This window comes from Moritella sp. Urea-trap-13, from assembly GCF_002836355.1.
Classification (GTDB): Bacteria; Pseudomonadota; Gammaproteobacteria; order Enterobacterales; family Moritellaceae; genus Moritella.
Window position 1 is genome coordinate 26,800 of the sequence record NZ_PJCA01000036.1, and the last position, 26,908, is coordinate 53,707.

A 26,908-nucleotide genomic window follows, 5' to 3' on the forward strand; every position below is an offset into this window, starting at 1 on the left:
CGCGCCTTTATATTTAAAATTCAGTTAATTTGCCATGTTCCACGTGGAACATTTTACAACTTTCCGTTAAGAGAGCTGCTACTTGGCTTTTCTCAATAGCCGTAACAAATACTTGAGCCTTACTTTCAATCAAATACTGCGCCAGCAACTTCCGTTTACTGACATCCAGTTCTGAAGAAAAGTCATCGATTAAAAAAGTGCATCGCTTGTTGCTATGCTGACTTAAAAAAAGTCCCTGACTTAATCGCATTGCGCACACGGCCAATTTCAATTGACCTCTCGATAAAATATCGTGTGCCGGTACTCCGTTCGCTCTAATTCGGATATCCGCTTTTTGCGGACCAAGGCTAGTATAACCTAGCTGCTGATCGCGCATAAAATTTTGTTTTAATAATTCGGTTAACTCAATATCACTATCCCATCCTGGATGGTAGCGAATATCAAAGTCATACTCGGGTAAGAAGTCTGCCAAGGCAGATTTAATGATCGGATTTAGCTGTTCAAGGTAACGACGGCGCATCTGCGCAATAATAGTCCCTTGGACTGCAAACTCCTTATCCCAATATGCTAATTCTGCATAACGCTTGCCTGACTTTAGAATGGCATTTCGCTGTTTTAATAATCGGGTTAATTTAGCCCACGTTGCAAAAAACTCAGGTTCCACGTGGAACACGCCCCAATCAACAAACTGTCGACGTAATTTAGGGCCACTTGAAAGTAAGGTAAAACTCTCAGGGTGAATTAATTGTAACGGTAATATACCGGGTAACTCAGCGAGTCGTTCTGCTTTTTGCCCAGCAATTTTTAATTCTGTATCACTATTTTTTGATTTTTTTAAACCGATAGTGGTGATCTGTTCATCGTTTAAGAACTGCTGACATTGTGAGAAAAGCGTGAAATCTTTCTCTCCATGTTGCACAACACGACTGGTTAAGTGGGTGCGAAAAGAGCGCCCTAAGCCAAGGTAATGAATGGCTTCAAGTACACTTGATTTACCACTGCCGTTCTCACCAAGAATAATATTAATACCCGCAGCCGGTTGTATGGATGCGTTTTTTATATTACGAAAATCAGAGAGATTTAACTTAACCAGTGCCATCTTAAACTTATAACCGCATTGGCATAACAACATACAAAGCTTGATCAGATTGCTCATCTTCAATCAAAGCACTGCTATTGGCATCCAATAATGACATTTTAACCTTGTCACATTTCAGCGTATTTAATACATCCAACACATAACTCACATTGAAGCTAATCTCTAACTCATCATAGCCAAACTCAACATCAAGTAACTCTTCAGCTTCTTCTTGCTCAGGGTTATTGGCGGTGATTTTCAACAGACCTTGATTCATATTCAAACGTACACCACGAAATTTTTCATTCGATAAAATGGCAGCGCGTGAGAATGCTTGTTTCAATTCTTCACGACCCGATATTAACATCTTATCGGCATTCTTTGGTAATACCCGGCGGTAATCAGGAAAACGACCATCGACCAATTTACAGGTAAAAACAAAACCACTAGTGATAGCACGAATGTTATTACTGCCTAATTGGATCTTCACAGTGTCTTCTTCACTGTCTAGCAAGCGCACCAACTCCAGCACACCTTTACGCGGCACTATCACTTGTTGCTGTGCTAAGTTGGCATCGTGTTCACAACTTGCTACGGCTAGTCGGTGTCCATCGGTAGCCACAGTACGTAATATATTGCCTTCAGTTTCAAATAGCATACCGTTAAGATAATAACGTACGTCCTGACTCGCCATCGAAAACTGGGTATTATCAATCAATCGACGTAATGAACCTTGCAGCAGGTCAAATTCGATATTATTTTCCCAATCTTCAATATTTGGGAATTCAGTGGCTGGCAATGTCGATAGTGAAAAACGACTACGTCCAGATTTAACCACAATACGATCAGCAGCGTAAGTTACTTGAATTTGTGCACCATCAGGTAAACCACGACAGATATCGAGGAATTTCTTCGCCGGTACCGTAGTGCGCCCTTCTGCATACTCACCCTCAAGATTAACTTGGCCAATGAGTTCAACTTCCAGATCGGTACCGGTTAACGATAACTTACCTTCTTTGGCATCAAGTAACACATTACCTAAGATCGGTAACGTTGGACGATTACCTAAGGCACCCGATACCAACTGTAACGGTCGTAATAATGCTTCGCGATTAATTGTAAACTGCATTTAATATAACCTTTTTGTCGACGATTTTTTACCACGTATTTTTACGATGCGCTTTACGACGCTTTTTATGAAGATAAGGTTCTAATCAAGTTCGAATAATCTTCTTTAATATCGTGACTTTCTTCTTTCAGTTGCACTATCTTACGACAGGCATGAAGTACCGTAGTATGGTCACGACCACCAAACGCATCACCGATTTCCGGTAAACTGTGGTTGGTTAATTCTTTTGCTAATGCCATCGCCATTTGACGCGGTCTTGCCACAGAACGACTACGACGCTTAGATAATAAATCCGCCATTTTAATCTTATAATACTCAGCCACTGTCTTTTGAATATTATCAATCGTCACTAACTTCTCTTGCAACGCTAATAAATCACGTAATGCTTCACGGACAAAATCAATATTAATAGCACGACCGGTAAAGTTAGCATTAGCGATCACGCGATTCAATGCCCCTTCCAGTTCACGTACATTTGAACGTAAACGTTTAGCAATAAAGAATGCCACTTCATCAGGTAAGTGAATATTACTTTCTACCGCTTTACGCATTAAAATAGCAACACGCGTTTCCAGTTCTGGAGGTTCAATGGCAATGGTTAAACCCCAACCAAAACGTGATTTCAATCTATCTTCGACACCATCAATTTCTTTTGGATAACGATCAGAAGTAAGAATAATTTGCTGATTACCCTCAAGTAGTGCATTGAAGGTATGGAAAAACTCTTCTTGTGAACGTTCTTTTTTAGCAAAGAATTGAATATCATCAATGAGTAGAGCATCAACACTACGGTAATAATTTTTAAACGCTTCAATGGCATTATTTTGCAGGGCTTTAACCATGTCTTGCACAAAGCGCTCTGAATGCATATAAATTACTTTAGCATTAGCTTTTTGCGCTTTAATACCATTACCAACCGCATGTAATAAATGCGTTTTACCTAAACCGGTACCACCATATAGGAATAACGGGTTATAGGCGCCGCCCGGATTACTAGCTACTTGCTGCGCAGCTGCACGTGCTAATTGGTTAGATTTACCTTCGACAAAATTTTCAAAGGTGTAAGTAAGGTTTACATTGCTGCGGTGATTAATCGCAGGTTGTTGTGGCGAGCTAGATTCCCACGGATCCAGTTGTGGTCTTGAAACCACTTTGGCTGTCACCACACGATCAATTCTCGTTGTCGGTTGCGTGACTGTCGTTGGTTTGCCACCAATATCAAAACGTAAGATTGGCGCGTCAGCACCACAAAATTCGTCGAATAATGCGGTAATTGAATTGAGGTACTTATCACGAACCCAATCAAGTACAAAACGGTTCGGAGCATACAAGGTGAGAGTACTATCGGTAAGTTCGGCTTTCAGAGGGCGTAACCACATACTGAATTCAGTAGCAGAAAGCTCATTTTGTAAGCGCGAAAGGCATTGCTGCCAAAGAGAAACTGACACTCTCCACACTCCAGATTAATAATAAAGAATAATGCATTATTTTACTGCTAATTGTGCATAAGCGCTAGCATGAATAAACAGTTATCCACACAAAAGTAAAATAAAAACCGATAACGTGTGAATACGAACAATAAAAACGGTAAATATAATTAATCACGCTATCTTTTAGCAATTACTTATAACTAAACGCTATTTATAATTCAATTTACATTAGAATATCATGCACGCATTAACATATAATTCGCGTCAACAGGATGGACCATGAAAAAACTATTATTAGCAGCTGCTGTACTTGTAAGCTCAACATTAACAAGCGTGGCACACGCTCAAGAAACATTTAAAGTCGGCATGTCAGGCAACTACTTCCCCTTCACTTTTTCAAAAAATGATCAGCTACAAGGTTTTGAAGTTGATGTATGGAACGAGATCGCCAAGCGTAATGATGCAAAAGTAGAATTCATTACAGTAAACTTTTCCGGTCTGTTTGGGATGTTAGAAACCGGTCGTATCGACACAATTTCCAACCAAGTCACAATCACGCCAGCACGTACCGCTAAATATGCATTTAGCCAAACCTACGTGTATGACGGTGCCCAAGTTGTAGTGAAAAAAGGCAACACCAGCATTAACGGTATTAGCGATTTAGCAAACAAGACCGTTGGCGTAAATTTAGGTTCAAATTTTGCTGATTTATTACGCAAATACGATACTGACAACAACATTACGATTAAAACTTACGACACTGGCATTGAACGTGATGTAGCATTAGGGCGTACAGACGCATTTGTGATGGATCGTTTATCATCACTTGAATTAATCAACAAATCACCATTACCGTTGCAACTCGCTGGCCCAACGTTTGAAACAATCGAAAATGCAATGCCATTTTTGAAAACAGAAAAACAAGATACGCTACGTTTGAAAGTAGATACGACACTCGATAACATGCGTGCAGATGGCACCCTTGCAACAATTTCAGAAAAATGGTTCTCAACGGATATCACTGTAAAATAAATGCAATTTAATTTTGAATACATGCTGAACCTGTTCCCGATACTGTTTAAGTATTTGGGGACAACCATGCAGATGGCACTGATTGGTGTCGTCTTTGCCCTCATATTAGCCATTGGCTTAGCGGTTGTACGCACGTTCAAACTACCTGTGCTCAACCAATTAGCGATGTTATTTATTTCTTTTTTTCGTGGCACCCCGCTCCTTGTGCAGCTGTTTTTGTTGTATTACGGTCTGCCTCGCGTATTCCCTATATTGATTAACATGGACGCTTTTACTGCGTCAGTGATAGGCTTAACACTGCACTTTGCCGCTTACAAAGCAGAAAGCATTCGCGCCGCTATCATGGCTGTGGATAAATCGCAGATGGAAGCCGCATTAAGTACCGGCATGACCACCAGTCAAGCAATGCGCCGTATCGTCCTACCACAAGCAGCACGTATTGCCACCCCATCATTGATGAATTACTTTATCGATATGATTAAAAGTACCTCGTTAGCGTTTACCTTGGGTGTGACAGAGATAATGGCAAAAACCCAAATGGAAGCCTCATCAAGCTTTTACTTTTTCGAAAGTTACCTTGCTGTTGCGCTGATTTACTGGGCGGTAGTACTTATCTTTACACAAGTACAAGCACAGTTAGAACGTTACCTCAACAAGGCGTATTAACATGATCAAAGTTGCTAATCTAAGTAAGCATTTTGGTGATAACGTGGTATTGCGCCAAATTGATTTGGATATCAAAGAAGGCGAAACAACGGTTATCATCGGCCCCTCAGGCACAGGTAAATCAACACTGTTACGCTGTCTTAACTTTCTAGAGCAGCCAACAAGCGCGACGATTACCATTGATGACTTAATTGTTGATGCCAATAGTGCCACTAAAAAACAAATTACAGAATTACGCAAAAAAACCGCGTTCGTATTTCAAAACTATGCCCTGTTTGCCAATAAAACGGCGCTGCAGAATATTACTGAAGGCTTAATTACCGTCAGAGGTAAGTCGCCAGAGGTCGCCAAACAAGAAGCGCAGACTATCCTGAAAAGCATTGGCTTAGCAGATAAGCAAGACTACTACCCTTCTGCACTGTCAGGTGGTCAACAACAACGTATCGGCATTGCCCGGGCAATGGCGGCACAAAGTAAGGTCATTTTGTTTGATGAACCCACGTCTGCATTAGACCCAGAGTGGGTCGGTGAGGTACTCGGGTTAATGCGCCAGCTAGCCAAACAAAAGCAAACTATGCTGATTGTGACGCACGAAATGCAATTTGCAAAAGAGATCGCAGACCGGGTAATTTTCATGGATCAAGGTCAGATTGTTGAGCAAGGATCCGCGGATATGATCTTTAATAATCCGCAAGATCCCCGTACTCGTACATTTTTACAGCGAGTAAATCAATAATCAGGCGCTATAAAGTGGATAAATTAGCAGTGCTGACTTGTTAGTTAGTAAATAGCCTGTATAATTCCCCGCTTGATCCCTTGTGATCAGATTGGAATAACAGCAATTATTAAACCGAATTATAATTTTTATCTATACTGATAAGAATTTAGCCAATTATGTCATGTATCCAATCGCATAATAATCGGCCGAGAATATCGAATTTATGTATGATATTGCTATTTTCACGAGGTGAATATTGATTAATTATTGACTTGTTTTACAACAATGATTAAAATTCCGCCTCTTTTTGTGTTAGTCAAGTTGACGACCGGTCATTATTTCTTGACTGACTCAACATAACTGTACAGTTAATTTATAACGGATAAAGCTATGAAACGTACTTTTCAACCAAGTAACCTTAAGCGTAAACGTTCACACGGTTTCCGCGCACGTAAAGCAACTGTAGGTGGCCGTAAGGTTCTTGCACGTCGCCGTGCAAAAGGTCGTAAGACTTTAAGCGCTTAATTATCAGACGTGATAGATAAGAGCTTTCCTCGGGAGTTACGTTTGTTAACTCCCGAACACTTCAAAAACGTATTCGCAGACCCTGTGCGATCTGCCTCACCTCATATAACTATACTTGCCAAAAATAACTCACTTGGACATACTCGTCTTGGTTTAGCTGTACCTAAAAAAGCAATTAAACTTGCTGTCGGCCGTAACCGAGTTAAGCGTCTAATTAGAGAAAGTTTTCGGACACGCCATCATAATTTTCCGAATGTTGATATCGTGGTTATCGCTAAATCTGGTATTGCAAACTTGGAAAATGCAGAAATCGATGCATTATTGGAGAAGTTATGGCGCAAACTTTGTCGCCGTTGCAATGGTTAGGCACCAAATTAATACGAGGTTACCAATTATTCATTAGTCCGATGATTGGTCCTCGCTGTCGCTTCACTCCAACGTGTTCTCAATACGCGATAGAATCAATAAAACTCCACGGATTTACAAAAGGTTGTTGGCTCACAGCCAAACGTCTATTAATATGTCATCCTTTTAGTAATAAACATGGTTACGATCCTGTACCTGAACCCAAACAAAGAGATTAATTAGATTATGGAATCCCAACGTAATTTACTTGTCATCGGATTATTGTTTGTCAGCTTTTTGCTATTCACCGAGTGGCAAAATAAAGACAACCCGGTTGCAGTACCAACAACGACTCAAGCTATCATCAATGGTTTAACTGGCGATGTACCAGCAGGCAGTGACTCATCAACTGACGCACCTATCAGCGAGCAATCAAACAATCTGATTACCATCAGTTCAGACGTACTTCAACTAACTATCGACACGTTAGGTGGTGATATTGTTCGTGCAGACTTACTTGAACATGCAACAGAGTTAGATGCAGAAGAGCGTTTCACGTTATTACAAAATGATGCAACCAATGTTTACGTTGCACAAAGTGGTCTTATTGGCGCGAACGGTCCAGATGCAAACGCTAATGGTCGTCCACAATATACGACGACAGCACAAGACTTCACAATTTCAGGTGATACATTGAGTATCCCACTGTCATATACAGATGCAAGTGGGGTTCAATTTACGAAAGTATTTACCCTTACACGTGGCAGTTATGACATTGAAGTAAGCTATAACGTAAATAACCAATCTGCTAACGCAATTTCGGTGCAAATGTACGGTCAGTTAAAACAAAATATTGATCTTGGCACTGACGAAAGCAGCAGTATGATGATGAAAGCTTATCGTGGTGCCGCACTTGGTACGACAGATAAACGTTATGAAAAATACAATTTCAGTGATATAAGCGATGCAAACCTAAGCCGGACAACCGCTGCTGGTTGGGTTGGCATGTTACAACATTACTTTGTAACAGCTTGGATCCCAGGCGACAGTCTTAACCACTTCTACACGCTGAACATTGGCCGTACTGAATTTACTCAGGGTCAAGCAATTATCGGGTTCAAACAACCGGCTGAAGCAATTGCAGCAAACAGCGAAGCTACTATCTCAGCTAAACTTTGGCTTGGTCCAAAACTACAAGATGAGATGGGTCAATTAGTTGAAGGTCTTGACCTTACTGTTGATTACAGCTGGTTATGGTTCATTGCTCAACCGCTCTTTAAATTACTACAGTTCTTCCATGGTTTAGTGGGTAACTGGGGTATTGCAGTAATCATGATCACGTTTACCGTGCGTGGTGCTATGTATCCGCTAACAAAAGCGCAATATACGTCAATGGCAAAAATGCGCTTACTACAACCTAAATTAACTGCATTACGTGAAAAATGTGGCGACGACAAACAAAAAATGTCGCAATCAATGATGGCATTGTATAAAGAAGAGAAAGTAAATCCATTAGGTGGTTGTTTCCCAATGATCATCCAAATGCCTATTTTCATCTCGTTATACTGGGCATTAATGGAAAGTGTGGAATTACGCCACGCACCATTCGCACTGTGGATTAATGATTTATCTGCACAAGACCCGTACTACGTATTACCGCTATTAATGGGTGTTACTATGTACATGATCCAGAAAATGTCTCCGACACAAGTTCAGGATCCAATGCAGCAGAAAGTGATGCAGTTCATGCCTGTCATGTTCACTTTCTTCTTCTTGTGGTTCCCTGCAGGTCTAGTTCTATACTGGTTAATGAGTAACGTAGTTACAATTATCCAACAAACTATTATTTTCCGAGCGCTGGAAAAACAAGGTTTGCATAGCAAGAAATAAGCTTGCTAATCTTATCAAGGCGGCCCTTGTGCCGCCTTTTTTCATCTAAAAAATCTACTATCTTCGGGTAATCACATGCTAACTAATGAAACTATCATTGCACAAGCCACACCGCCAGGACGAGGTGGTGTTGGTATTATTCGTATCTCTGGACCAAAAACAGAGTTAGTCGCACAAACCGTTTTAAATAAAATTCCAACCGTGCGTAAAGCCGATTACTTATCTTTCTTAGATGAAGAACAGCAAACAATTGACCAAGGTATTGCCATCTTGTTCAAAGCACCAAATTCATTTACCGGTGAAGATGTTTTAGAATTACAAGGTCATGGTGGCCCCGTGATCATGGACATGCTGATGCGCCGCATTCTACAAATAGACGGTATCAGGATGGCCCGCCCGGGTGAATTCTCAGAGCGTGCATTTCTCAATGATAAAATGGACTTAACCCAAGCCGAAGCGATTGCTGATCTGATTGATGCGACCTCTGAACGCGCAGTAAAATCCGCAATGAATTCACTGCAAGGTGAATTTTCGAAAAAAATTAATACCCTGACCGAAAGTTTAATTCACTTACGTATTTACGTTGAAGCAGCAATTGATTTTCCAGAAGAAGAAGTCGACTTTCTTGCCGACGGTAAAATATCCCAAGCGCTGTATAAAATAATGGATAACCTGAGTGCGGTGCAAAAAGAAGCCAAGCAAGGGGCGATCATTCGCGAAGGCATGAAAGTGGTGATTGCTGGCCGTCCTAACGCCGGTAAATCAAGTTTACTCAATGCCTTGGCAGGTAAAGAATCAGCGATTGTTACCGACATAGCTGGAACCACACGTGATGTATTACGCGAGCATATCCACATTGATGGTATGCCACTGCATATTATTGATACCGCAGGTTTACGTGATAGTCCGGATCGTGTTGAACAAATTGGCATTGAACGCGCGTGGGAAGAGATCAATAACGCGGATCAAGTACTCTTTATGGTTGATGGTACCACGACGGATGCCACGGATCCTGCCGAAATCTGGCCCGACTTCATTGATCGTCTACCAAGCTCGATCGGGCTGACGGTGATTAGAAATAAAATGGATCTTACGGGTGAATCGCCAACCGCGGTTGAAGATCAAGGTCATTCGATCTTTAAAATATCAGCAAAAGAAAATCTTGGCTTAGATGAACTTAAAGATCATTTAAAACAATGCATGGGTTATCAAAGCAATACTGAGGGTGGCTTCATCGCACGTCGTCGTCACTTAGATGCGATTGAGAAGGCCGATGAACACTTGCAGATAGGCAAGATGCAGATGGAAGTATACATGGCAGGAGAGTTGCTTGCAGAAGAGTTACGCTTAGCCCAAGAGCAACTATCGGAAATTACCGGCGAGTTCAGCTCAGACGATCTTCTTGGTCGCATCTTTACCTCATTCTGCATCGGTAAATAATATGTCTATAATAAAGCGACGATCCGAGTTCGGATCGTCACTTTCGTTAGCGCAGAGCTTAAACACGGCGACGACGACGTCAGATCATAACCGCCACATTTAAAACACTTCGGTAACGATCTAATAAGATTCACGTTACAAACCCATCCACAGAGTTACCCACAACTTAATCCGATTAAATGATAACTTTAAACACGGCTGAATAGATGTGGATAAGCCTGTAATTTACACTCTATTATCAGTAAATAACCCCAAATAAGCAGACCATAATCATCACTTTACACCCCTGCGATACACGCTTGAATATCTAACTCATGCTCACAACAAAACGCAGTTGCCTGCTGTTGAGAAATATAGTCCTGAGCCAGTAATAGGTGTATTTCGCTGTATAAGTTAGCTTCTACCAATAACTTACCCTGCCCTGTCTGCTGTAGCATAGAGGCGGTTTCAGACTGTTCATACAAGGCTTTCACCACAGATCCTGGCAATAACCAAGATTGCGCTATCAACGCCGATAAGCGTAATGAGTGCTTGGTCATCATCTGACGGAAAATCTTTGAACTAGGTCTAAATTGTGGGTCACTGATATTCATTTCATCCACAATTAATTTAAACAGCGCAATTTTACCCACATCATGGATAAGCCCTAAAAAATAAGCTAAGTCAGGATCCTCTCCCCTGCTCTTCGCTAGCTTTTTTGCCCACAAGGCAGTTGTGAGTGAGTGTCGCCATAAATGCTGACCAAATAACTTAAAGTAAATAGGCTTTATCTCGGTCATATTTTGCATCACGATCGTCAGTACAATCGATTTAATTTGCAACCCACCTAAACGGACCACCGCCTCTTGCAAACTGGTGATTTCCTGCGTCCCTACTTGATAACCAGCCGAGTTCACTAATTTGATCACATCAGCGGCGAGCACTGGGTCCTGGGTAATCAATGCCGCTAATTGCTCAGCAGTATAATTATCACTGTCAATTAACGCAGAGACCTTATGCAGTACCTCTGGCAGTCGCACCACATTTAACGCAATATTCTCAGGGCGGCCGACACTGCCTTCGACTTTAAGCAAGATACTTTTTTCTAACGGATTTAATCCAGCACTCGCTGCAGTTGTCACGTCCTTATGATTAAACAGTAAATCATAAAATAATGAGCTGGTATCAATAATCTCATCCGCTACCATGACATCAGGTATACTCGTTGTTGTTGTCGCAACGTTATTAATAACCGGTTTAGGAGGCGCATACGTTATCTTTTGAGTCTGTTGAGTACGACCAAATATAGTAAGAATACGTTGAAATAATGAAGCCATAAGCGCCTTAATAAGCATAAATTGATATTGTAATACGCTATATTTTACAGCAAAAGTAGTCAAATAAACGTTTAAATAAGAGGAAAGCATGTATACATTCGAAATAATTGTAGGCACAACATTGGGATCGGCAGAGTATGTCGCTGATCATTTAGCTGAAAAACTCATCGAGCAAGGTTTTCAAGTCAATATCCACCTCGATCCTAAGCTAGAAAGCCTACCGATCGATAGTAAACACCCCTGGATCATTTGCACTGCTACCCATGGCGCTGGTGACTACCCTGATAACATAGCCCCCTTTGCACTGCAACTGCAACAATCTAGCCCCGATTTAACCCGAATCCAATACAGTGTGATCGCCCTAGGCTCAAAATCGTATGATCAATTCTGTAATGCAGGGCATATGATCGATCGTCAATTAGCAAAATTAAACGCCAAAAGAGTCACGAAAACCTTTGAAATATGCACGCTAGAGACACCGATCCCTGAAGATGCGATCGACGGATGGTATCCGCAATGGCTGAATAACTGGCTATAATATAAGCATGATCATATTTATTTATTTTTATTTTCTGTGGATAACTATGGATCTATCTTGTGATCAACCTATAGTTATCCTTGTAGAATAAATATCGTATTCGACCCCCTGTGTATAACTAGGCTATTTACACCCAGCTTATACGTAACAAGCCCAAGCATTACTAACAGCAAGTGATCTACGCTAAATACATGATCTTTCTAGATCAAAGTGAGTTATCAACAGATCAAGGCGATCCTAATAATAGATCTTATAAGATCTCTTTTAAGATCTTAAGATCAACAGTTGGATCTAAATAAAAATATAATTAAGATCATTTGCATCTGTTAGAGAAAACCGTAGACTGTGCCGCTCTGAATATTTCCGCTAAACAAAACCGAGGTGATACATGGCATACCATGAACAATTTGAAGTTATCGTCGTAGGTGGCGGACATGCTGGCACCGAAGCTGCTGCAGCTGCTGCTCGTATGGGTCGAAACACATTATTATTAACGCATAATATCGATACGCTAGGGCATATGTCATGCAACCCAGCAATCGGTGGTATCGGTAAAGGCCATCTCGTTAAAGAAATTGACGCACTTGGCGGTATCATGGGTCAAGCAACTGACCTCGGCGGTATTCAATTTAGAACATTAAATTCAAGTAAAGGACCTGCTGTTCGCGCAACTCGTGCACAAGCGGATCGTCTGTTATATAAATCAGCAGTACGTCAAAAACTTGAAAATCAGCAAAACCTAACGATATTCCAACAATCTGTTGACGATCTTATTATTGAAAACGATCGTGTGGTAGGTGTAATTACGCAAGCGGGTTTATCGTTTAGAGCCAAATCAGTGGTATTAACCGTCGGTACTTTCCTTGATGGACTTATCCACATTGGTTTAGAAAACTATCCAGGTGGTCGCGCTGGTGATCCAGCTTCAGTATCATTGGCTGCACGTCTACGTGAATTACCAATTCGTACGGATCGTTTAAAAACCGGTACACCGCCACGTATTGATGGTCGCACAATTGATTTTTCAATAATGGAAAAGCAGCATGGTGATTCTCCAACACCGGTATTCTCTTTTATTGGTAGCCGTAAAGATCATCCACAACAAGTGCCTTGTTACATTACCCATACCAATAATAATACCCACGATGTGATCCGTAGTGGTATGGATCGTAGTCCAATGTACACAGGTGTGATCGAAGGTATCGGTCCACGTTATTGTCCGTCGATCGAAGATAAGATCACACGTTTTGCTGATAAAGAATCACATCAAATTTTTATCGAACCTGAAGGCTTAACAACCCATGAAGTTTACCCTAACGGTATTTCAACCAGCTTGCCTTACGATGTACAAGTTGATCTTGTTCGTTCGATCCGTGGTTTAGAAAACGCCCATATTACGCGTCCGGGTTATGCGATCGAGTATGATTACTTTGATCCCCGCGATCTTAAGCTGACGTTAGAAAGTAAATTTATTGAAGGTTTGTTCCTAGCGGGTCAAATTAACGGTACTACGGGTTATGAAGAAGCGGCTGCTCAAGGTCTACTCGCAGGCCTAAATGCTGCTCGTACAGCGCGTGATGAAGATACATGGCATCCACGCCGCGACCAGGCTTACTTAGGTGTGTTAGTCGACGACTTAGCCACCTTAGGAACCAAAGAACCGTATCGTATGTTTACTAGCCGCGCTGAATACCGTTTATTGTTGCGTGAAGATAACGCCGATGCACGTTTAACCGAGCAAGGTCGCAAACTTGGCTTGGTTGACGATCATCGTTGGGCGGTATTTAACGAGAAAATGGAAGCCATTGAACTTGAACAACAACGTTTACGTTCTACTTGGATCAATCCAACTAAAGCGTTTGCAGATAAGATCAATGCATTATTGGCTACGCCACTATCACGTGAGCATACATTGGAAGATCTTGTTCGTCGTCCAGAAGTAAGCTACAACGCCTTGATGACAATTGAAGAACTGGGTCCTAAGCTAGAACATGAAGCTGCTGCGGAACAAGTTGAAATCACCATTAAGTACGAAGGTTATATCAACCGTCAGAAAGCGGAGATTGAAAAGCAACTACGTCATGAAAATACTTTGTTACCAACGGATTTAGATTACGCAACAATTAAAGGCCTTTCTAATGAGGTTGTTGCTAAGTTAATTGACGTTAAACCGCAAACAATTGGTATGGCATCACGTATTTCAGGTATCACACCTGCTGCAATTTCAATTCTACTTATTTATTTGAAAAAGCAAAACTTACTCAGTAAATAAGTAATTCGTCACGACAGCCACCTTTAACGCATTTATCGGTGGCTATATAACCTCATTTTTGACATCATCCCCTAATTTGCAATGCTACTATTTAACTAAGGTGCCTTACCTTACTTAGTAGGTTGTCTTTTTCTTTTTTCTACGATTAAATATTAACTTACATAATCGCGTTTTACCGGAGTAAATCACCCTATGATCAACCGCCTCGAAGCATTATTAGCCCAAACATCTTTGGTTGTTACTGATACCCAAAAACAGCAATTAGTGGCATTAGTGAATTTGTTACATAAGTGGAATAAGGCATACAACCTGACATCGGTACGTGATCCTGATGATATGTTAGTCAAACATATTATGGACAGTCTGGTCGTGAGTCCTTATTTAGAAGGCGAGCGTTTTATTGATGTGGGTACTGGACCTGGCTTACCGGGTTTACCGTTGGCGATCATGAACCCAGATAAAGAATTTGTACTACTCGATAGTCTAGGTAAACGTATTCGTTTTATCACTCAAGCTGTGCACGAATTAAAATTAACGAATGTGACGCCAGTACAATCTCGTGTGGAAGAATACCAGCCTGAAATTAAATTTGATGGCGTATTAAGTCGTGCGTTTGCTTCATTAGAAGATATGTTACATTGGTGTAAGCATCTGCCAAAACCAGATGGATTGTTTTATGCGTTGAAAGGGGTAAGACCAACGGGTGAAATCAAAACATTGAATACCAAATTCAAACTGGAAGTTGCACATAAACTAACAGTGCCAGAGTTAGAAGGCGAACGTCATCTAATCGTCATGTCTGAGATTAAATAATAAGGAACATTTGTGGGCAAAATCATAGCAATAGCTAACCAAAAAGGTGGCGTAGGAAAAACAACTACTTGTGTTAATTTAGCAGCCTCAATGTCGGCGACTAAACGTAAGGTATTGCTGATTGATCTTGATCCACAAGGTAACGCAACCATGGGCAGTGGTATCGACAAATATGCTGTCGAGTATTCTGCCTATGATTTATTGGTTGATGAAAAACCGGTCAATGAGGTTGTTATTACTGAAACATCGGGAAAATATCATCTGATCGCAGCGAATCAAGATGTCACCGCGGCAGAAATTAAATTAATGGCTTTTTTTGCTCGCGAATTACGCTTAAAAAATGCGTTGGCAGCAGTGAAAGATGATTATGATTATATTTTTATTGATTGCCCACCATCATTAAATTTACTTACCATTAATGCGATGGCTGCGGCCGATTCGATTATTGTGCCGATGCAATGTGAATACTATGCGCTGGAAGGCTTGACCGCATTAATGGATACCACCAGTAAGTTAGCTTCTGCGGTTAACCCTGAGCTCAAAATTGAAGGCATACTACGCACCATGTATGACCCACGCAACCGGTTAGCGTCTGATGTGTCTGAACAACTTAAACAGCATTTTGGCGATAAGGTCTATCGTACTGTGATCCCGCGTAATGTCCGTCTAGCTGAAGCGCCGAGCTTTGGTGCGCCTGCTATGTATTATGATAAAACATCCAATGGTGCCAAGGCTTATCTTGCACTCGCGGGGGAAATTATTCGTCGTCAAGAATTAGCCAATGAACAGAGCGCACAGGCAAAGGAACAAGCATGAATACGAAAAAACGAGGTTTAGGTAAAGGTCTGGATGCATTACTTGGTACTAGTGCTATGGCAAGAAGTAAAGAGCAAACGGCTGATGAGCAATCTGTAGTTATACCAGTCGTCGAGAATGAGCTAAAGAAATTACCGGTTGAATGGTTATACCCAGGTAAATATCAACCACGAAAAGACATGGCTACGGATGCATTAGATGAATTAGCAGCATCAATTACCGCTCAAGGGATAATCCAGCCTATCGTTGTTCGTGAGCTCAGTGCGCAGCAATATGAAATCATTGCCGGTGAACGTCGTTGGCGTGCCGCACAAATAGCTGGCTTAAGCCAAGTCCCTTGTATTGTCAAAAATGTCGCCGATGAAGCGGTGATGGTAATGGCCTTAATTGAGAACATCCAACGTGAAGATTTAAACGCGATGGAAGAATCTACCGCATTACTGCGTCTCATCGAAGAATTCTCATTAACCCATCAACAAGTCGCTGATGCGGTAGGTAAATCACGTGCTTCAGTATCCAATTTATTGCGCTTAAATAACCTCAATAATGATGTTAAAATCTTGCTTGAACATGGCGATATTGAGATGGGGCATGGACGTGCTTTGTTGGGCTTAGAAGGGGAGTTACAATCGCAAGCTGCAAACAATATTGCCCAACGTGGTTTAACGGTGCGAGATACCGAAAAATTGGTGCGGAAATTACTTGAACCTAAGGCTGAAATTGCTCCTGAAAAGGTCAAAGATCCGGATGTTGTCAGCCTCGAATATCGCTTGTCTGAACGATTAAAAGCCAAAGTTATCATTAAACAAGGTGTAAATGGCTGCGGAAAGCTAACAATTGATTATACTAGCCTCGCAGAATTGGATGATATAGTTGCAACTTTGGGTTAAATTTTAATCTTCAAGTGATAAAGATCAAATTAAGTTAAGATTTTTAAAAGTGTCGTTATCGGTCCTGAAATGCACTTAGGTCGGTGATCTTCGCTTTTCTTTATAATTATCTTCATTCGAAATATCAAAGGCTTATATTTATTGAAATATCAAAATAACTTTATTTCATAATAACGGCGTTATTTAGAATTTAATATTATAAGGGTGGTACTCACAAGTGGGTAACGCCTGCTATATCTCATTTTTCAGAATATTCTACTTAGCTTTCCTTATCCGGCTTGCAATCAGTTGCATTAGCACCACTTCAACGTATAATTTATCCTGCTTTTAGAAGCGTTTTTGTATATTTTTTTTGAATGCTTCAAAAAGATTGTTTTAGGGGTTTATTGTGTCAAATAAATTAGCAATGAATGCGTTCAATCAAGCTATTAAGTTGGTTGTGTTTCAGGTGCTATTAGTGGCCATTTGTGCGTTAACCTTTTTGTTGATTGATGGTGAGCTTTCTGCTCGTTCTGCAATATTTGGTGGCATCATTTATGTGTTACCAAATTATATTTTTACGCGTTTGGCTTTCCGTTTTATGGGTGCCAGACAAATGAAAGATGTAGTGGCATCATTTGCATTGGGTGAATCGTTAAAATTGGTACTGACAGTTGTGTTCTTTATTGTCGTGTTAGGTTTCGTTAAGGTGAATTATCTTCCTCTTTACGTTACATTCTCACTCGCAATTGGCTCACAATTATTTGCTCCTTATTTTATGAACAAAAAACTGGGATGAAAAATGTCTGCAACAGGTGAAGCACTAACGTCGACCCAATATATTCAACATCACTTAACTAATTTAGCGGTTGGTGAAGGATTTTGGACTTGGCACCTAGACACACTTTTCGTAACCCTCGCTTTAGGGATTTTATTCTTAGGGACATTCTATCGAGTTGGTCAGAAAGCGACAACGGGCGTACCGGGTAAATTTCAATGTTTCGTTGAAATGAGCATCGAGTTTGTAAACGACATTGTGAAAGAATCTTTCCATGGTCGTAATGCATTAATAGCTCCGCTGTCATTAACTATCTTTATGATGGTTATTCTGATGAACACAATGGATTTGATTCCTGTAGATTTTATTCCTGAAGCAGCAAAAGCAATTGGAATTGACTATATGAAAGTTGTTCCAACAACAGACTTAAATACTACTTTCGCTATGTCGTTAAGTATTTTTGCACTAATTGTTGGTTTCAGCATCAAGGTTAAAGGTTTTCGTGGGTTCACTCGTGAACTGACTATGAATCCATTTAACCATTGGGTATTTATTCCTTTTAACTTTGCACTGGAAATGGTTACTTTACTGGCTAAGCCTATCTCATTAGCGCTGCGTTTGTTTGGTAATATGTACGCAGGTGAGCTGATCTTTATTTTGATCGCGCTTATGCCTTGGTACCTTCAGTGGGGACTAAGTGTGCCATGGGCGATTTTCCATATTTTGGTAATCGTTCTACAAGGGTTTATCTTCATGATGCTGTCTATGGTTTACCTAAGCAGTGCATGTGAAGATCATTAATTTATAAACACAAATTTTAATTAAAATTTTTTATCTTATTGGAGAATAAAATGGAAACTGTATCAGCTACTATTTTCGCTGTTGCTATCTTACTAGGTCTTGCTGCATTCGGTACAGCAATTGGCTTCGCTATTTTAGGCGGCAAATTCCTAGAGTCTTCTGCTCGTCAACCAGAGATGGCACCAGCATTACAAACTAAAATGTTCATTGTTGCTGGTCTTCTTGATGCGATCTCTATGATTGCAGTTGGTATCGCATTATTCCTATTATTCGCGAACCCATTCATCGCTTAATCGGCTTTTGGTCCACCACTAACCAGGAGGTTCGTTGTGAATATCAACGCAACTCTTTTAGGACAAGCGATTTCATTTACGTTATTCGTACTATTTTGTATGAAATATGTATGGCCACCACTGATTGCGGCCATCGAAGAACGTCAAAAGAAAATCGCAGATGGTCTTGCAAGTGCGGATAAAGCTGCTAAAGATCTGAAGCTAGCGGAAGCTAAAGCAACTGATCAATTAAAAGATGCTAAAGCGCAAGCTGCAGATATCATTGATGCAGCAAATAAGCGTAAATCTCAAATTGTCGATGAAGCTAAAGATGAAGCACATGCAGAGCGAGCTAAAATTCTTGCTCAAGCAGATGCCGAAGTTGAAGCTGAACGTAATCGTCTAAAAGAAGAGTTACGCAAACAAGTAGCTGGTTTAGCTATTGCCGGTGCTGAAAAAATTATCGAACGTTCTATCGATGAAGCTGCTAACAGTGACATCGTAGACAAAATCGTTGCAGAACTTTAACAACCGGGGGGCTTATGTCTGATTTGACTACTATTGCTCGTCCATATGCTAAAGCTGCATTTGATTTTGCCGTTAAGGAACAGGCTATTGATAAATGGCAAGAAATGTTAGCGTTTACGGCGGAAATCGCGGTAAATAAAGATATTTCTACATTATTAAATGGCGCTGTAAGTGCACACACTATTGCTGATATTTTTATCAACGTAGCTGATGAGCAACTTAACGAATCTGGTCAAAACTTTATTAAGATATTGGCCGAGAACGCTCGTTTAAGCGTATTACCATACGTTGTTACTTTATTTGCACATTACAAAGCGGAACATGAGAAATCTGTTGAAGCTGATGTGACTTCTGCAATGCCATTAACGGCAGTGCAAGAAGCAAACATTGTAATCGCGTTGGAAAAACGTTTAGCACGCAAAGTTAAGTTAAATTGCAACGTTGATAACACTTTAATTGCAGGTTTGATTATTCAGACTGGTGATTTAGTTATTGATGGCTCTGTACGCGGTAAGTTAAATAAACTTGCGGAAGCGCTACAATCGTAATTGGGGAATAGCATGCAACTGAATTCTACAGAAATCAGTGATCTGATCAAACAACGTATTGAAAAATTTAGCGTTGTTAGTGAAGCAAGAAATGAAGGTACGATCGTTTCAGTAAGCGATGGTATTATTCGTATTCATGGCCTTGCAGACTGTATGCAAGGCGAAATGATTGAATTACCTGGCAACCGTTTTGGTATCGCACTTAACCTAGAGCGTGACTCTGTTGGTGCGGTAGTAATGGGTTCTTACATGGGTCTTGCAGAAGGCCAAAAAGTACGTTCAACTGGACGTATTTTTGAAGTGCCAGTAGGTCGCAACTTATTAGGTCGTGTTTTAAACACACTTGGTGAGCCTATCGACGGTAAAGGACCTATCGACAACGATGGTTTCTCTCCTGTTGAAGTAATTGCACCTGGTGTAATGGAACGTAAATCTGTTGATCAACCTGTACAGATCGGTATCAAAGCGATTGACGCTATGATCCCAATCGGTCGTGGTCAACGTGAGCTTATTATTGGTGACCGTCAGGTTGGTAAGAGTGCTATCGCTATCGATGCAATCATCAACCAAAAAGACTCGGGCATTAAATGTGTATACGTAGCAATCGGTCAGAAAGCTTCTACCGTTGCTAGTGTTGTACGTAAGCTTGAAGAACATGGCGCAATGGAAAACACTATTCTTGTTGTTGCAACAGCTTCTGAAGCTGCGGCACTACAATACCTAGCACCATACGCTGGTTGTGCTATGGGTGAATACTTCCGTGACCGTGGTGAAGATGCACTAATCGTATATGATGATTTGTCTAAGCAAGCAGTTGCTTACCGTCAGATTTCATTACTATTACGTCGTCCACCGGGCCGTGAAGCATACCCTGGTGATGTTTTCTATCTACATTCACGTCTACTAGAGCGTGCCGCTCGTGTAAACGCTGATTACGTAGAAGCGTTTACTAAAGGTGAAGTGAAAGGTAAGACTGGTTCTTTAACTGCTCTTCCAATCATTGAAACTCAAGGTGGTGACGTATCTGCGTTCGTACCAACGAACGTAATTTCTATTACCGATGGTCAGATCTTCTTGACTACAGAACTGTTTAACTCAGGCACTCGTCCTGCTGTTGATCCAGGTATTTCTGTATCACGTGTTGGTGGTTCAGCACAAACGAAGATCATTAAGAAACTATCTGGTGGTATTCGTACCGCACTAGCACAGTATCGTGAATTAGCAGCATTTGCTCAATTCTCTTCTGACCTTGATGATGCAACGCGCAAGCAGCTTGATCATGGTGCAAAAGTTACTGAGCTAATGAAGCAAGGTCAATATGCGCCGATGAGCGTAGCTGAACAAGCGCTATCTTTATATGCAGCAGAAGTTGGTGCATTAGAAGATGTTGCAGTTAACAAAATTGTTAGCTTTGAAGCGTCTTTGCAGGCTTATGCTAAAGCGGAACACGCTGATTTTCTTGCTTCTATTAATGAAACAGGCGCGTACGACAAAGATATTCAAGCTAAGCTATCAAGCTTAATTGAAAGCTTTAAGTCTACACAAACCTGGTAAGAGCGGTGGCAGCCTTTGCTGCCACAGCTAGCTTAATAGGAGAAGCAAATGGCCGGCGCTAAAGAAATTAAAAACAAGATCGGGAGTATTACTAATACTCAGAAGATCACCAGCGCAATGGAGATGGTTGCCGCGAGTAAAATGCGTAAAGCACAAGATCGCATGGCAGCTAGCCGCCCATACGCTAACACAATGCGCAGAGTGATCGGTCATCTCGCCGAAGGTTCTCTAGAGTACTCTCATCCGTACCTAGAAGAACGTGACGTGAAACGTGTTGGTTATATTGTGATTTCAACTGACCGTGGTCTATGCGGTGGCTTGAACATTAATCTTTTCAAAAAAACTCTCTCTGATATGAAGGGATGGTCTGAGAAAAATGTAGAGATCGATTTAGGCCTTATTGGTGCTAAAGCGGGTACATTTTTCGCTAACGTAGGTGGGCACGTGGTTGCTAATACAGCAAACCTCGGTGAAGAACCTACGCTAGAAGATTTGATTGGATCTGTTCAAGTTATGCTCGAAGCATACGATAACGGGAAGTTGGATCGCTTGTTCGTTGTATATAACAAATTTGTTAATACAATGACGCAAGAACCAACTATCGATCAACTACTGCCGTTGCCTGCATCGGAAGAAAATGAAGCATTACCTAAGCATGGCTGGGATTACCTTTATGAAGGTGAACCTGCTGAGCTTTTAACTAAATTATTAGTTAGATTTATTGAATCTCAAGTGTATCAAGGTGTTGTTGAAAACGCAGCATCTGAACAAGCAGCACGTATGTTTGCAATGAAAAATGCAACAGACAATGCTGGTGACATTATTGATGAGCTGCAGTTAGTATTTAACAAAGCCCGTCAGTCTGCCATTACGCAAGAGATTTCTGAAATTTGTGCTGGTGCTTCAGCGGTTTAGGCAAACTTGTAAAGATTAGAGGATTTAAAATGAGTACTGGTATTATTGTCCAGATCATCGGTGCTGTTGTGGACGTTGAGTTCCCACAGAAATCCGTACCTCAAGTGTACGATGCACTGACGTTTGACGACGCTAGCCTATCTGAATTGGTGCTAGAAGTTCAGCAACAAATTGGTGGTGGTGTTGTTCGTTGTATCGTTATGGGTTCAAGTGACGGCTTACGCCGAGGCCTTAAAGTAACTAACACTGGTAGCGCAATTAGCGTGCCTGTTGGTGACGAATGTCTTGGTCGTATTGTAAACGTTCTTGGTAACCCAATTGACGGTAAAGGCGCGATCCCAACAGATGTGCGTTATGAAATTCACCGTACAGCTCCTTCTTATGAAGAGCAGTCACTTTCTAGCGAATTGCTAGAAACAGGTGTTAAAGTTATCGATCTGATTTGCCCATTTGCTAAAGGTGGTAAAGTCGGTCTATTCGGTGGTGCCGGTGTTGGTAAAACCGTAAACATGATGGAACTGATCAACAACATCGCTAAAGCTCACTCAGGTTTATCTGTGTTTGCTGGTGTTGGTGAGCGTACTCGTGAAGGTAACGATTTCTACTACGAGATGGAAGAAGCCGGCGTACTTGATAAAGTAGCAATGGTTTACGGCCAAATGAATGAGCCTCCAGGTAACCGTTTACGTGTTGCTTTGACTGGTTTATCAATGGCTGAACGCTTCCGTGACGAAGGTAAAGATGTACTACTATTCATCGATAACATCTATCGTTATACACTTGCGGGAACTGAAGTATCTGCACTTTTAGGTCGTATGCCATCAGCAGTAGGCTACCAGCCTACACTAGCTGAAGAAATGGGTATCCTACAAGAGCGTATTACTTCAACTAAGAGTGGTTCAATTACATCTATCCAAGCGGTATACGTACCTGCGGATGATTTAACAGATCCATCTCCAGCAACAACATTTGCTCACTTAGATGCAACAGTTGTACTGAACCGTAATATTGCTTCAATGGGTATGTACCCTGCGATCGACCCACTAGATTCTACTTCTCGTCAGTTAGATCCTCTAGTAGTTGGTCAAGAACATTACGACATCGCTCGTGGCGTTCAAGGTGTACTACAGCGTTATACTGAGTTAAAAGACATTATTGCGATCCTAGGTATGGATGAGCTATCTGAAGAAGATAAGCAAATCGTATCTCGCGCTCGTAAGATCCAACGTTTCTTAACTCAGCCATACCATGTTGCTGAAGTATTTACAGGTGACCCTGGTGTTCTAGTATCATTAAAAGAAACTCTACGTGGCTTTAAAGGCTTACTAGAGGGTGATTATGATGATCTTCCTGAGCAAGCGTTCATGTATTGTGGTTCTATCGACGATGCTGTTGAAGCTGCGAAGAAACTTTAACTAAGCGAGGGCACTATGGCTATGACTTTTGATTTGAATGTCGTGAGCGCAGAAGGAATTTTATTTTCTGGGCGTGTTGAAAGCATTCAAGTTACCGGTTCTGGCGGTGAGTTCGGCATTTTAGCTGGACATACACCACTATTAACTGGAATAGTACCTGGCATGGTGCGCTTGGTTAAACAACACGGTAAAGAAGAAGTTATCTTTGTTTCAGGTGGTACTTGTGAAGTGCAACCTGGCGAAGTTACCGTGCTGGCTGATACTGCGATTCGTGCAGAAGATCTAGATTTAGCCAAAGCGCAAGAAGCCAAGAGACAAGCTGAAGAACTACTTAATAATTCTGCAACTAATCAAGATGTAGATTACACTCAAGTAGCTATTCAATTGGCTGATGCTATTGCTCAACTTCGTGTGCTTAAATTGGTTAAAAAATTCAGTTAATTTAACTTAGGTTAGATTAACTGAACCTTTAATTGAACACGTGTAGTTGTCAAAAAGCGACCTTAGGGTCGCTTTTTTTATATCTTAGTTAAACTATTCATATTGTTAAATTTATTTATTCCCTATAATCTAAGTACTATTTATTTTGATTATTCATCTTTTGATAAGAGCCCATTATGCCTATTAGTGTTGTTATTCTTGCCGCTGGTAAAGGAACGCGTATGCGTTCAGATCTTCCTAAAGTACTTCATCCAATCGCTAAAAAACCAATGGTTCAGCATGTTATCGATACCGTAAAACAGTTAGATGTTAACGATATCCATTTGGTCTATGGCCATGGTGCTGAATTACTTAAATCACGCATTAACGATGACAAGCTAGATTGGGTTCTTCAAGCTGAACAATTAGGAACTGGTCATGCTGTGCAACAAGTGGCGGATAAATTTAAAGCTGATGAGCAAGTATTAGTGCTTTACGGTGACGTGCCATTAATTAGTCAAGAAACGCTGACACACCTTTGTCAATCTCAACCTGAAGGTGGCATTGGCTTACTAACAGTTAAATTAGACAACCCGATGGGTTATGGCCGTATCGTTCGAGATGGTGAAACGGTTGTTGGTATTATTGAACAAAAAGACGCATCGCCAGCACAGCTGGAAATCAACGAAGTAAACTCAGGTATATTAGTTGCTAACGGCGCAGATTTTCAACACTGGTTATCATTGTTAGATAATAACAATGCGCAAGCTGAATATTACCTTACTGATGTTATCGCCCTAGCCCATCAAGCTGGACGAACTATTAATACCGTACACCCAATCGCTAACATTGAAGTTGAAGGTGTGAATAATCGCATGCAACTTGCAGAATTAGAACGTGCTTACCAAAAGTTACAAGCATATAAACTGATGGAACAAGGCGTAACTATGCTTGATCCTAATCGTTTTGATTTACGCGGCGAAGTGAGTGTTGGTAATGATGTTACATTTGACATCAATGTAATAATTGAAGGTAAAGTAACGATCGGTAGTGGTGTTACTATTGGTGCCAACTGTATTTTAAAAGATTGTCATATCGGTGCGAATTCAGAAATTAAACCGAATTCAATTATTGAGTCTGCCATTATAGGTGTTGATTGCAGTGCGGGTCCGTTTGCGCGTTTACGTCCTGACACTATATTAGAAGATGATGCACACGTAGGTAATTTTGTAGAATTGAAGAAGACCACATTAGGCAAAGGTTCTAAAGCTGGACACCTTACCTATTTAGGTGACAGCGTGATTGGCGAGAAAGTAAATATCGGCGCTGGTACTATTACGTGTAACTACGATGGTGTGAATAAATTTAAAACCATTATTGAAGATGGTGCATTTATTGGCTCTGACAGCCAATTGATAGCCCCTGTGACTATTGGGAAAAATGCCACGGTTGGTGCTGGTTCTACTATCGCAAAAGATGTTGCTGCTGATGAACTTGTTATTACACGAGTGAAGCAACGTCATATTAAAAATTGGTTAAAACCAACGAAGATTAGTAAGTAAATTTAAGTTGAATTAAATGACGATCATAAGAAGCAGAGGTATCTTATCTCTGCTTCTTTATTTTATAAAAAAGTATTCAATTAAGCTGGTGTTGGAATTGGATTTCGTTTATGCGTCGTCTTATTATAGGTATCGATGATTTTAGCTTCAGCTTTAGCATCTATATCTTTGCCTTCTAAGAAATCATCTATTTGGTTGTAACTAACACCAAGCGCTATTTCATCCTCTAATTGTGGACGGTCTTCTTCTAAGTCTGCGGTGGGGATTTTTAGATAAACATCTTGTGCAGCCCCTAAAAATTCAGCTAAAGCGCGAACTTGGCGTTTGTTTAAGCCAAATAAAGGTGCTAGATCGCAAGCGCCATCACCATGTTTGGTAAAGAAACCGGAAATATTTTCAGCGCTATGGTCAGTGCCGGGAACTAAACCTCTATATAAGCCCGCTATTTCATACTGAGCAATCATCCGCATTCTGGCTTTTACATTGCCTTTATTGAAATCTTGATTAAATGCAGTTGCTTCAGGTAAACCTGCACCTTTAACTGATTTAAGCACTTCGGTATGAATACTGTCTGTACCCGATTGGATATTCACAGTGACCGATGTTTTTGGATTAATAAAACTAAGCGCTTTTTGTGCATCGTCTTCATCAGCTTGTATAGAGTAAGGCAAACGCACTGCAATGAAATTAAACTCATCACTGTCTTGTTCTATATTTAGTTCTTCGATAGCGAGTTGGCAGAGTCGGCCACAAGTTGATGAATCAACGCCACCACTTATACCTAATACTAAACTTTTTAATCCTGAGTTAGTTAATTGTTGCTTGATAAAGTTAATGCGACTACGGATCTCACCGGCGATATCAATACTCGGTTTAACTTTCATCTCTGCGATAATCTGTTTTTTAAGTTCAGTCATGGGTTTATCTCCTTAGTTAAGGTCATTGTATCGCGATAAATTAACATTACTAGTTTCGAGCATTGGAAGTGATGACTTTTATAATGTTGAAATTCAGTATGTAGGCGTATTTACATACGATTGAGATCGAAAAAAAACGGTTTGGTATTAAATCCGTACAGCGTTTGTTGTTTGTCATCTTATTTTATAATAACGCTTGCCTATATGATCGAATTCTCTATAATCGCTCCCACTGACACGGCAACAGTCGTTCGGTATGCTCTTTAACAATTTATTCAAGTAATCTGTGTGAGCACTTGCAGAGATATAATGACCAAATAT

General features: G+C 40.8%; 28 protein-coding genes. 23 read left to right on the forward strand and 5 right to left on the reverse strand.

Annotation, left to right across the window (positions count from 1 at the left end; genetic code table 11):
• Positions 1-13: 13 nt before the first annotated feature.
• From recF to dnaA, 3 genes are all read right to left on the reverse strand, one after another.
• Positions 14-1,099 (reverse strand): DNA replication/repair protein RecF, encoded by a 1,086-nt coding sequence (recF, locus tag CXF93_RS16770; RefSeq protein ID WP_101063699.1) that lies wholly within the window; start codon positions 1,097-1,099, stop codon positions 14-16.
• Between the two features lie 7 nt (positions 1,100-1,106).
• The gene (gene dnaN / locus CXF93_RS16775) at positions 1,107-2,207 is read right to left on the reverse strand and encodes a DNA polymerase III subunit beta (RefSeq protein ID WP_101063675.1); all 1,101 of its coding nucleotides are present in this window, start codon (positions 2,205-2,207) and stop codon (positions 1,107-1,109) included.
• 65 nt (positions 2,208-2,272) lie between these two features.
• Complete coding sequence (gene dnaA / locus CXF93_RS16780) at positions 2,273-3,655, reverse strand: chromosomal replication initiator protein DnaA (RefSeq protein WP_101063676.1); 1,383 nt, start codon at positions 3,653-3,655, stop codon at positions 2,273-2,275.
• Between the two features lie 261 nt (positions 3,656-3,916).
• On the opposite strand from dnaA, the gene CXF93_RS16785 reads away from it, so the two are divergent.
• The 8 genes from CXF93_RS16785 to mnmE all read left to right on the forward strand — a co-directional run bounded on the left by CXF93_RS16785 (position 3,917) and on the right by mnmE (position 10,253).
• Positions 3,917-4,669 carry an amino acid ABC transporter substrate-binding protein gene (locus CXF93_RS16785; protein ID WP_101063677.1) on the forward strand — a complete coding sequence of 251 codons (753 nt, stop codon included), beginning with the start codon at positions 3,917-3,919 and terminating at the stop codon, positions 4,667-4,669.
• Between the two features lie 21 nt (positions 4,670-4,690).
• Positions 4,691-5,335 (forward strand): amino acid ABC transporter permease, encoded by a 645-nt coding sequence (locus tag CXF93_RS16790; protein WP_198551698.1) that lies wholly within the window; start codon positions 4,691-4,693, stop codon positions 5,333-5,335.
• 1 nt (position 5,336) lies between these two features.
• Positions 5,337-6,071, forward strand: a complete 735-nt coding sequence (locus tag CXF93_RS16795; protein ID WP_101063679.1) for an amino acid ABC transporter ATP-binding protein — start codon at positions 5,337-5,339, stop codon at positions 6,069-6,071.
• Between the two features lie 372 nt (positions 6,072-6,443).
• Positions 6,444-6,578, forward strand: a complete 135-nt coding sequence (gene rpmH, locus CXF93_RS16800) for a 50S ribosomal protein L34 (protein WP_006034071.1) — start codon at positions 6,444-6,446, stop codon at positions 6,576-6,578.
• 42 nt (positions 6,579-6,620) lie between these two features.
• A complete protein-coding gene (rnpA, locus tag CXF93_RS16805) occupies positions 6,621-6,944 on the forward strand; it encodes a ribonuclease P protein component (RefSeq protein ID WP_369832227.1) in 324 nt (107 codons plus the stop codon).
• Complete coding sequence (yidD, locus tag CXF93_RS16810) at positions 6,911-7,162, forward strand: membrane protein insertion efficiency factor YidD (protein ID WP_075472414.1); 252 nt, start codon at positions 6,911-6,913, stop codon at positions 7,160-7,162. Before rnpA ends, yidD begins: the two co-directional genes overlap by 34 nt.
• 7 nt (positions 7,163-7,169) lie before the next feature.
• Entirely contained in the window at positions 7,170-8,813 is a 1,644-nt protein-coding gene (gene yidC / locus CXF93_RS16815; protein WP_101063680.1) for a membrane protein insertase YidC, read from the forward strand.
• Between the two features lie 75 nt (positions 8,814-8,888).
• Positions 8,889-10,253 (forward strand): tRNA uridine-5-carboxymethylaminomethyl(34) synthesis GTPase MnmE, encoded by a 1,365-nt coding sequence (gene mnmE, locus CXF93_RS16820; RefSeq protein WP_101063681.1) that lies wholly within the window; start codon positions 8,889-8,891, stop codon positions 10,251-10,253.
• A gap of 278 nt (positions 10,254-10,531) precedes the next feature.
• Here the strand turns inward: mnmE and CXF93_RS16825 are convergent, their stop codons facing one another.
• On the reverse strand, positions 10,532-11,569 hold the full coding sequence (locus CXF93_RS16825) for an HDOD domain-containing protein (RefSeq protein WP_101063701.1): 1,038 nt from the start codon (positions 11,567-11,569) through the stop codon (positions 10,532-10,534).
• Between the two features lie 88 nt (positions 11,570-11,657).
• On the opposite strand from CXF93_RS16825, the gene mioC reads away from it, so the two are divergent.
• The 15 genes from mioC (at position 11,658) to glmU (ending at position 25,670) form a co-directional block, all read left to right on the forward strand.
• On the forward strand, positions 11,658-12,107 hold the full coding sequence (gene mioC, locus CXF93_RS16830; protein ID WP_101063682.1) for an FMN-binding protein MioC: 450 nt from the start codon (positions 11,658-11,660) through the stop codon (positions 12,105-12,107).
• Positions 12,108-12,495: 388 nt separating this feature from the next.
• Positions 12,496-14,379: a tRNA uridine-5-carboxymethylaminomethyl(34) synthesis enzyme MnmG gene (mnmG, locus tag CXF93_RS16835; RefSeq protein ID WP_101063683.1), complete on the forward strand. Its 1,884-nt coding sequence runs from the start codon at positions 12,496-12,498 to the stop codon at positions 14,377-14,379.
• 192 nt (positions 14,380-14,571) lie between these two features.
• Complete coding sequence (gene rsmG / locus CXF93_RS16840) at positions 14,572-15,192, forward strand: 16S rRNA (guanine(527)-N(7))-methyltransferase RsmG (protein ID WP_101063684.1); 621 nt, start codon at positions 14,572-14,574, stop codon at positions 15,190-15,192.
• 12 nt (positions 15,193-15,204) lie between these two features.
• The gene (locus CXF93_RS16845) at positions 15,205-16,008 is read left to right on the forward strand and encodes a ParA family protein (RefSeq protein ID WP_101063685.1); all 804 of its coding nucleotides are present in this window, start codon (positions 15,205-15,207) and stop codon (positions 16,006-16,008) included.
• Positions 16,005-16,898 carry a ParB/RepB/Spo0J family partition protein gene (locus CXF93_RS16850; RefSeq protein WP_101063686.1) on the forward strand — a complete coding sequence of 298 codons (894 nt, stop codon included), beginning with the start codon at positions 16,005-16,007 and terminating at the stop codon, positions 16,896-16,898. Before CXF93_RS16845 ends, CXF93_RS16850 begins: the two co-directional genes overlap by 4 nt.
• Before the next feature lie 388 nt (positions 16,899-17,286).
• Entirely contained in the window at positions 17,287-17,676 is a 390-nt protein-coding gene (locus CXF93_RS16855; RefSeq protein WP_101063687.1) for an ATP synthase subunit I, read from the forward strand.
• Positions 17,677-17,679: 3 nt separating this feature from the next.
• Positions 17,680-18,456, forward strand: coding sequence for a F0F1 ATP synthase subunit A (atpB, locus tag CXF93_RS16860; RefSeq protein WP_101063688.1), 777 nt, complete (start codon positions 17,680-17,682; stop codon positions 18,454-18,456).
• A gap of 50 nt (positions 18,457-18,506) precedes the next feature.
• Complete coding sequence (gene atpE / locus CXF93_RS16865; protein ID WP_101063689.1) at positions 18,507-18,749, forward strand: F0F1 ATP synthase subunit C; 243 nt, start codon at positions 18,507-18,509, stop codon at positions 18,747-18,749.
• Positions 18,750-18,785: 36 nt separating this feature from the next.
• Positions 18,786-19,256: a F0F1 ATP synthase subunit B gene (gene atpF, locus CXF93_RS16870; RefSeq protein ID WP_101063690.1), complete on the forward strand. Its 471-nt coding sequence runs from the start codon at positions 18,786-18,788 to the stop codon at positions 19,254-19,256.
• Between the two features lie 14 nt (positions 19,257-19,270).
• Positions 19,271-19,804 carry a F0F1 ATP synthase subunit delta gene (gene atpH / locus CXF93_RS16875; protein ID WP_101063691.1) on the forward strand — a complete coding sequence of 178 codons (534 nt, stop codon included), beginning with the start codon at positions 19,271-19,273 and terminating at the stop codon, positions 19,802-19,804.
• 12 nt (positions 19,805-19,816) lie between these two features.
• Positions 19,817-21,358: a F0F1 ATP synthase subunit alpha gene (atpA, locus tag CXF93_RS16880; protein ID WP_101063692.1), complete on the forward strand. Its 1,542-nt coding sequence runs from the start codon at positions 19,817-19,819 to the stop codon at positions 21,356-21,358.
• A gap of 48 nt (positions 21,359-21,406) precedes the next feature.
• Positions 21,407-22,273: a F0F1 ATP synthase subunit gamma gene (gene atpG / locus CXF93_RS16885; RefSeq protein ID WP_101063693.1), complete on the forward strand. Its 867-nt coding sequence runs from the start codon at positions 21,407-21,409 to the stop codon at positions 22,271-22,273.
• A gap of 29 nt (positions 22,274-22,302) precedes the next feature.
• Complete coding sequence (atpD, locus tag CXF93_RS16890) at positions 22,303-23,688, forward strand: F0F1 ATP synthase subunit beta (protein WP_101063694.1); 1,386 nt, start codon at positions 22,303-22,305, stop codon at positions 23,686-23,688.
• Positions 23,689-23,703: 15 nt separating this feature from the next.
• Positions 23,704-24,129: a F0F1 ATP synthase subunit epsilon gene (locus CXF93_RS16895; RefSeq protein WP_101063695.1), complete on the forward strand. Its 426-nt coding sequence runs from the start codon at positions 23,704-23,706 to the stop codon at positions 24,127-24,129.
• A 176-nt stretch (positions 24,130-24,305) separates the two neighbouring features.
• Positions 24,306-25,670, forward strand: a complete 1,365-nt coding sequence (gene glmU / locus CXF93_RS16900; protein ID WP_101063696.1) for a bifunctional UDP-N-acetylglucosamine diphosphorylase/glucosamine-1-phosphate N-acetyltransferase GlmU — start codon at positions 24,306-24,308, stop codon at positions 25,668-25,670.
• A gap of 80 nt (positions 25,671-25,750) precedes the next feature.
• On the opposite strand, the gene nadE is transcribed toward glmU, so the two are convergent.
• Positions 25,751-26,587, reverse strand: coding sequence for an ammonia-dependent NAD(+) synthetase (gene nadE / locus CXF93_RS16905; RefSeq protein WP_101063697.1), 837 nt, complete (start codon positions 26,585-26,587; stop codon positions 25,751-25,753).
• Positions 26,588-26,908: the final 321 nt, after the last annotated feature.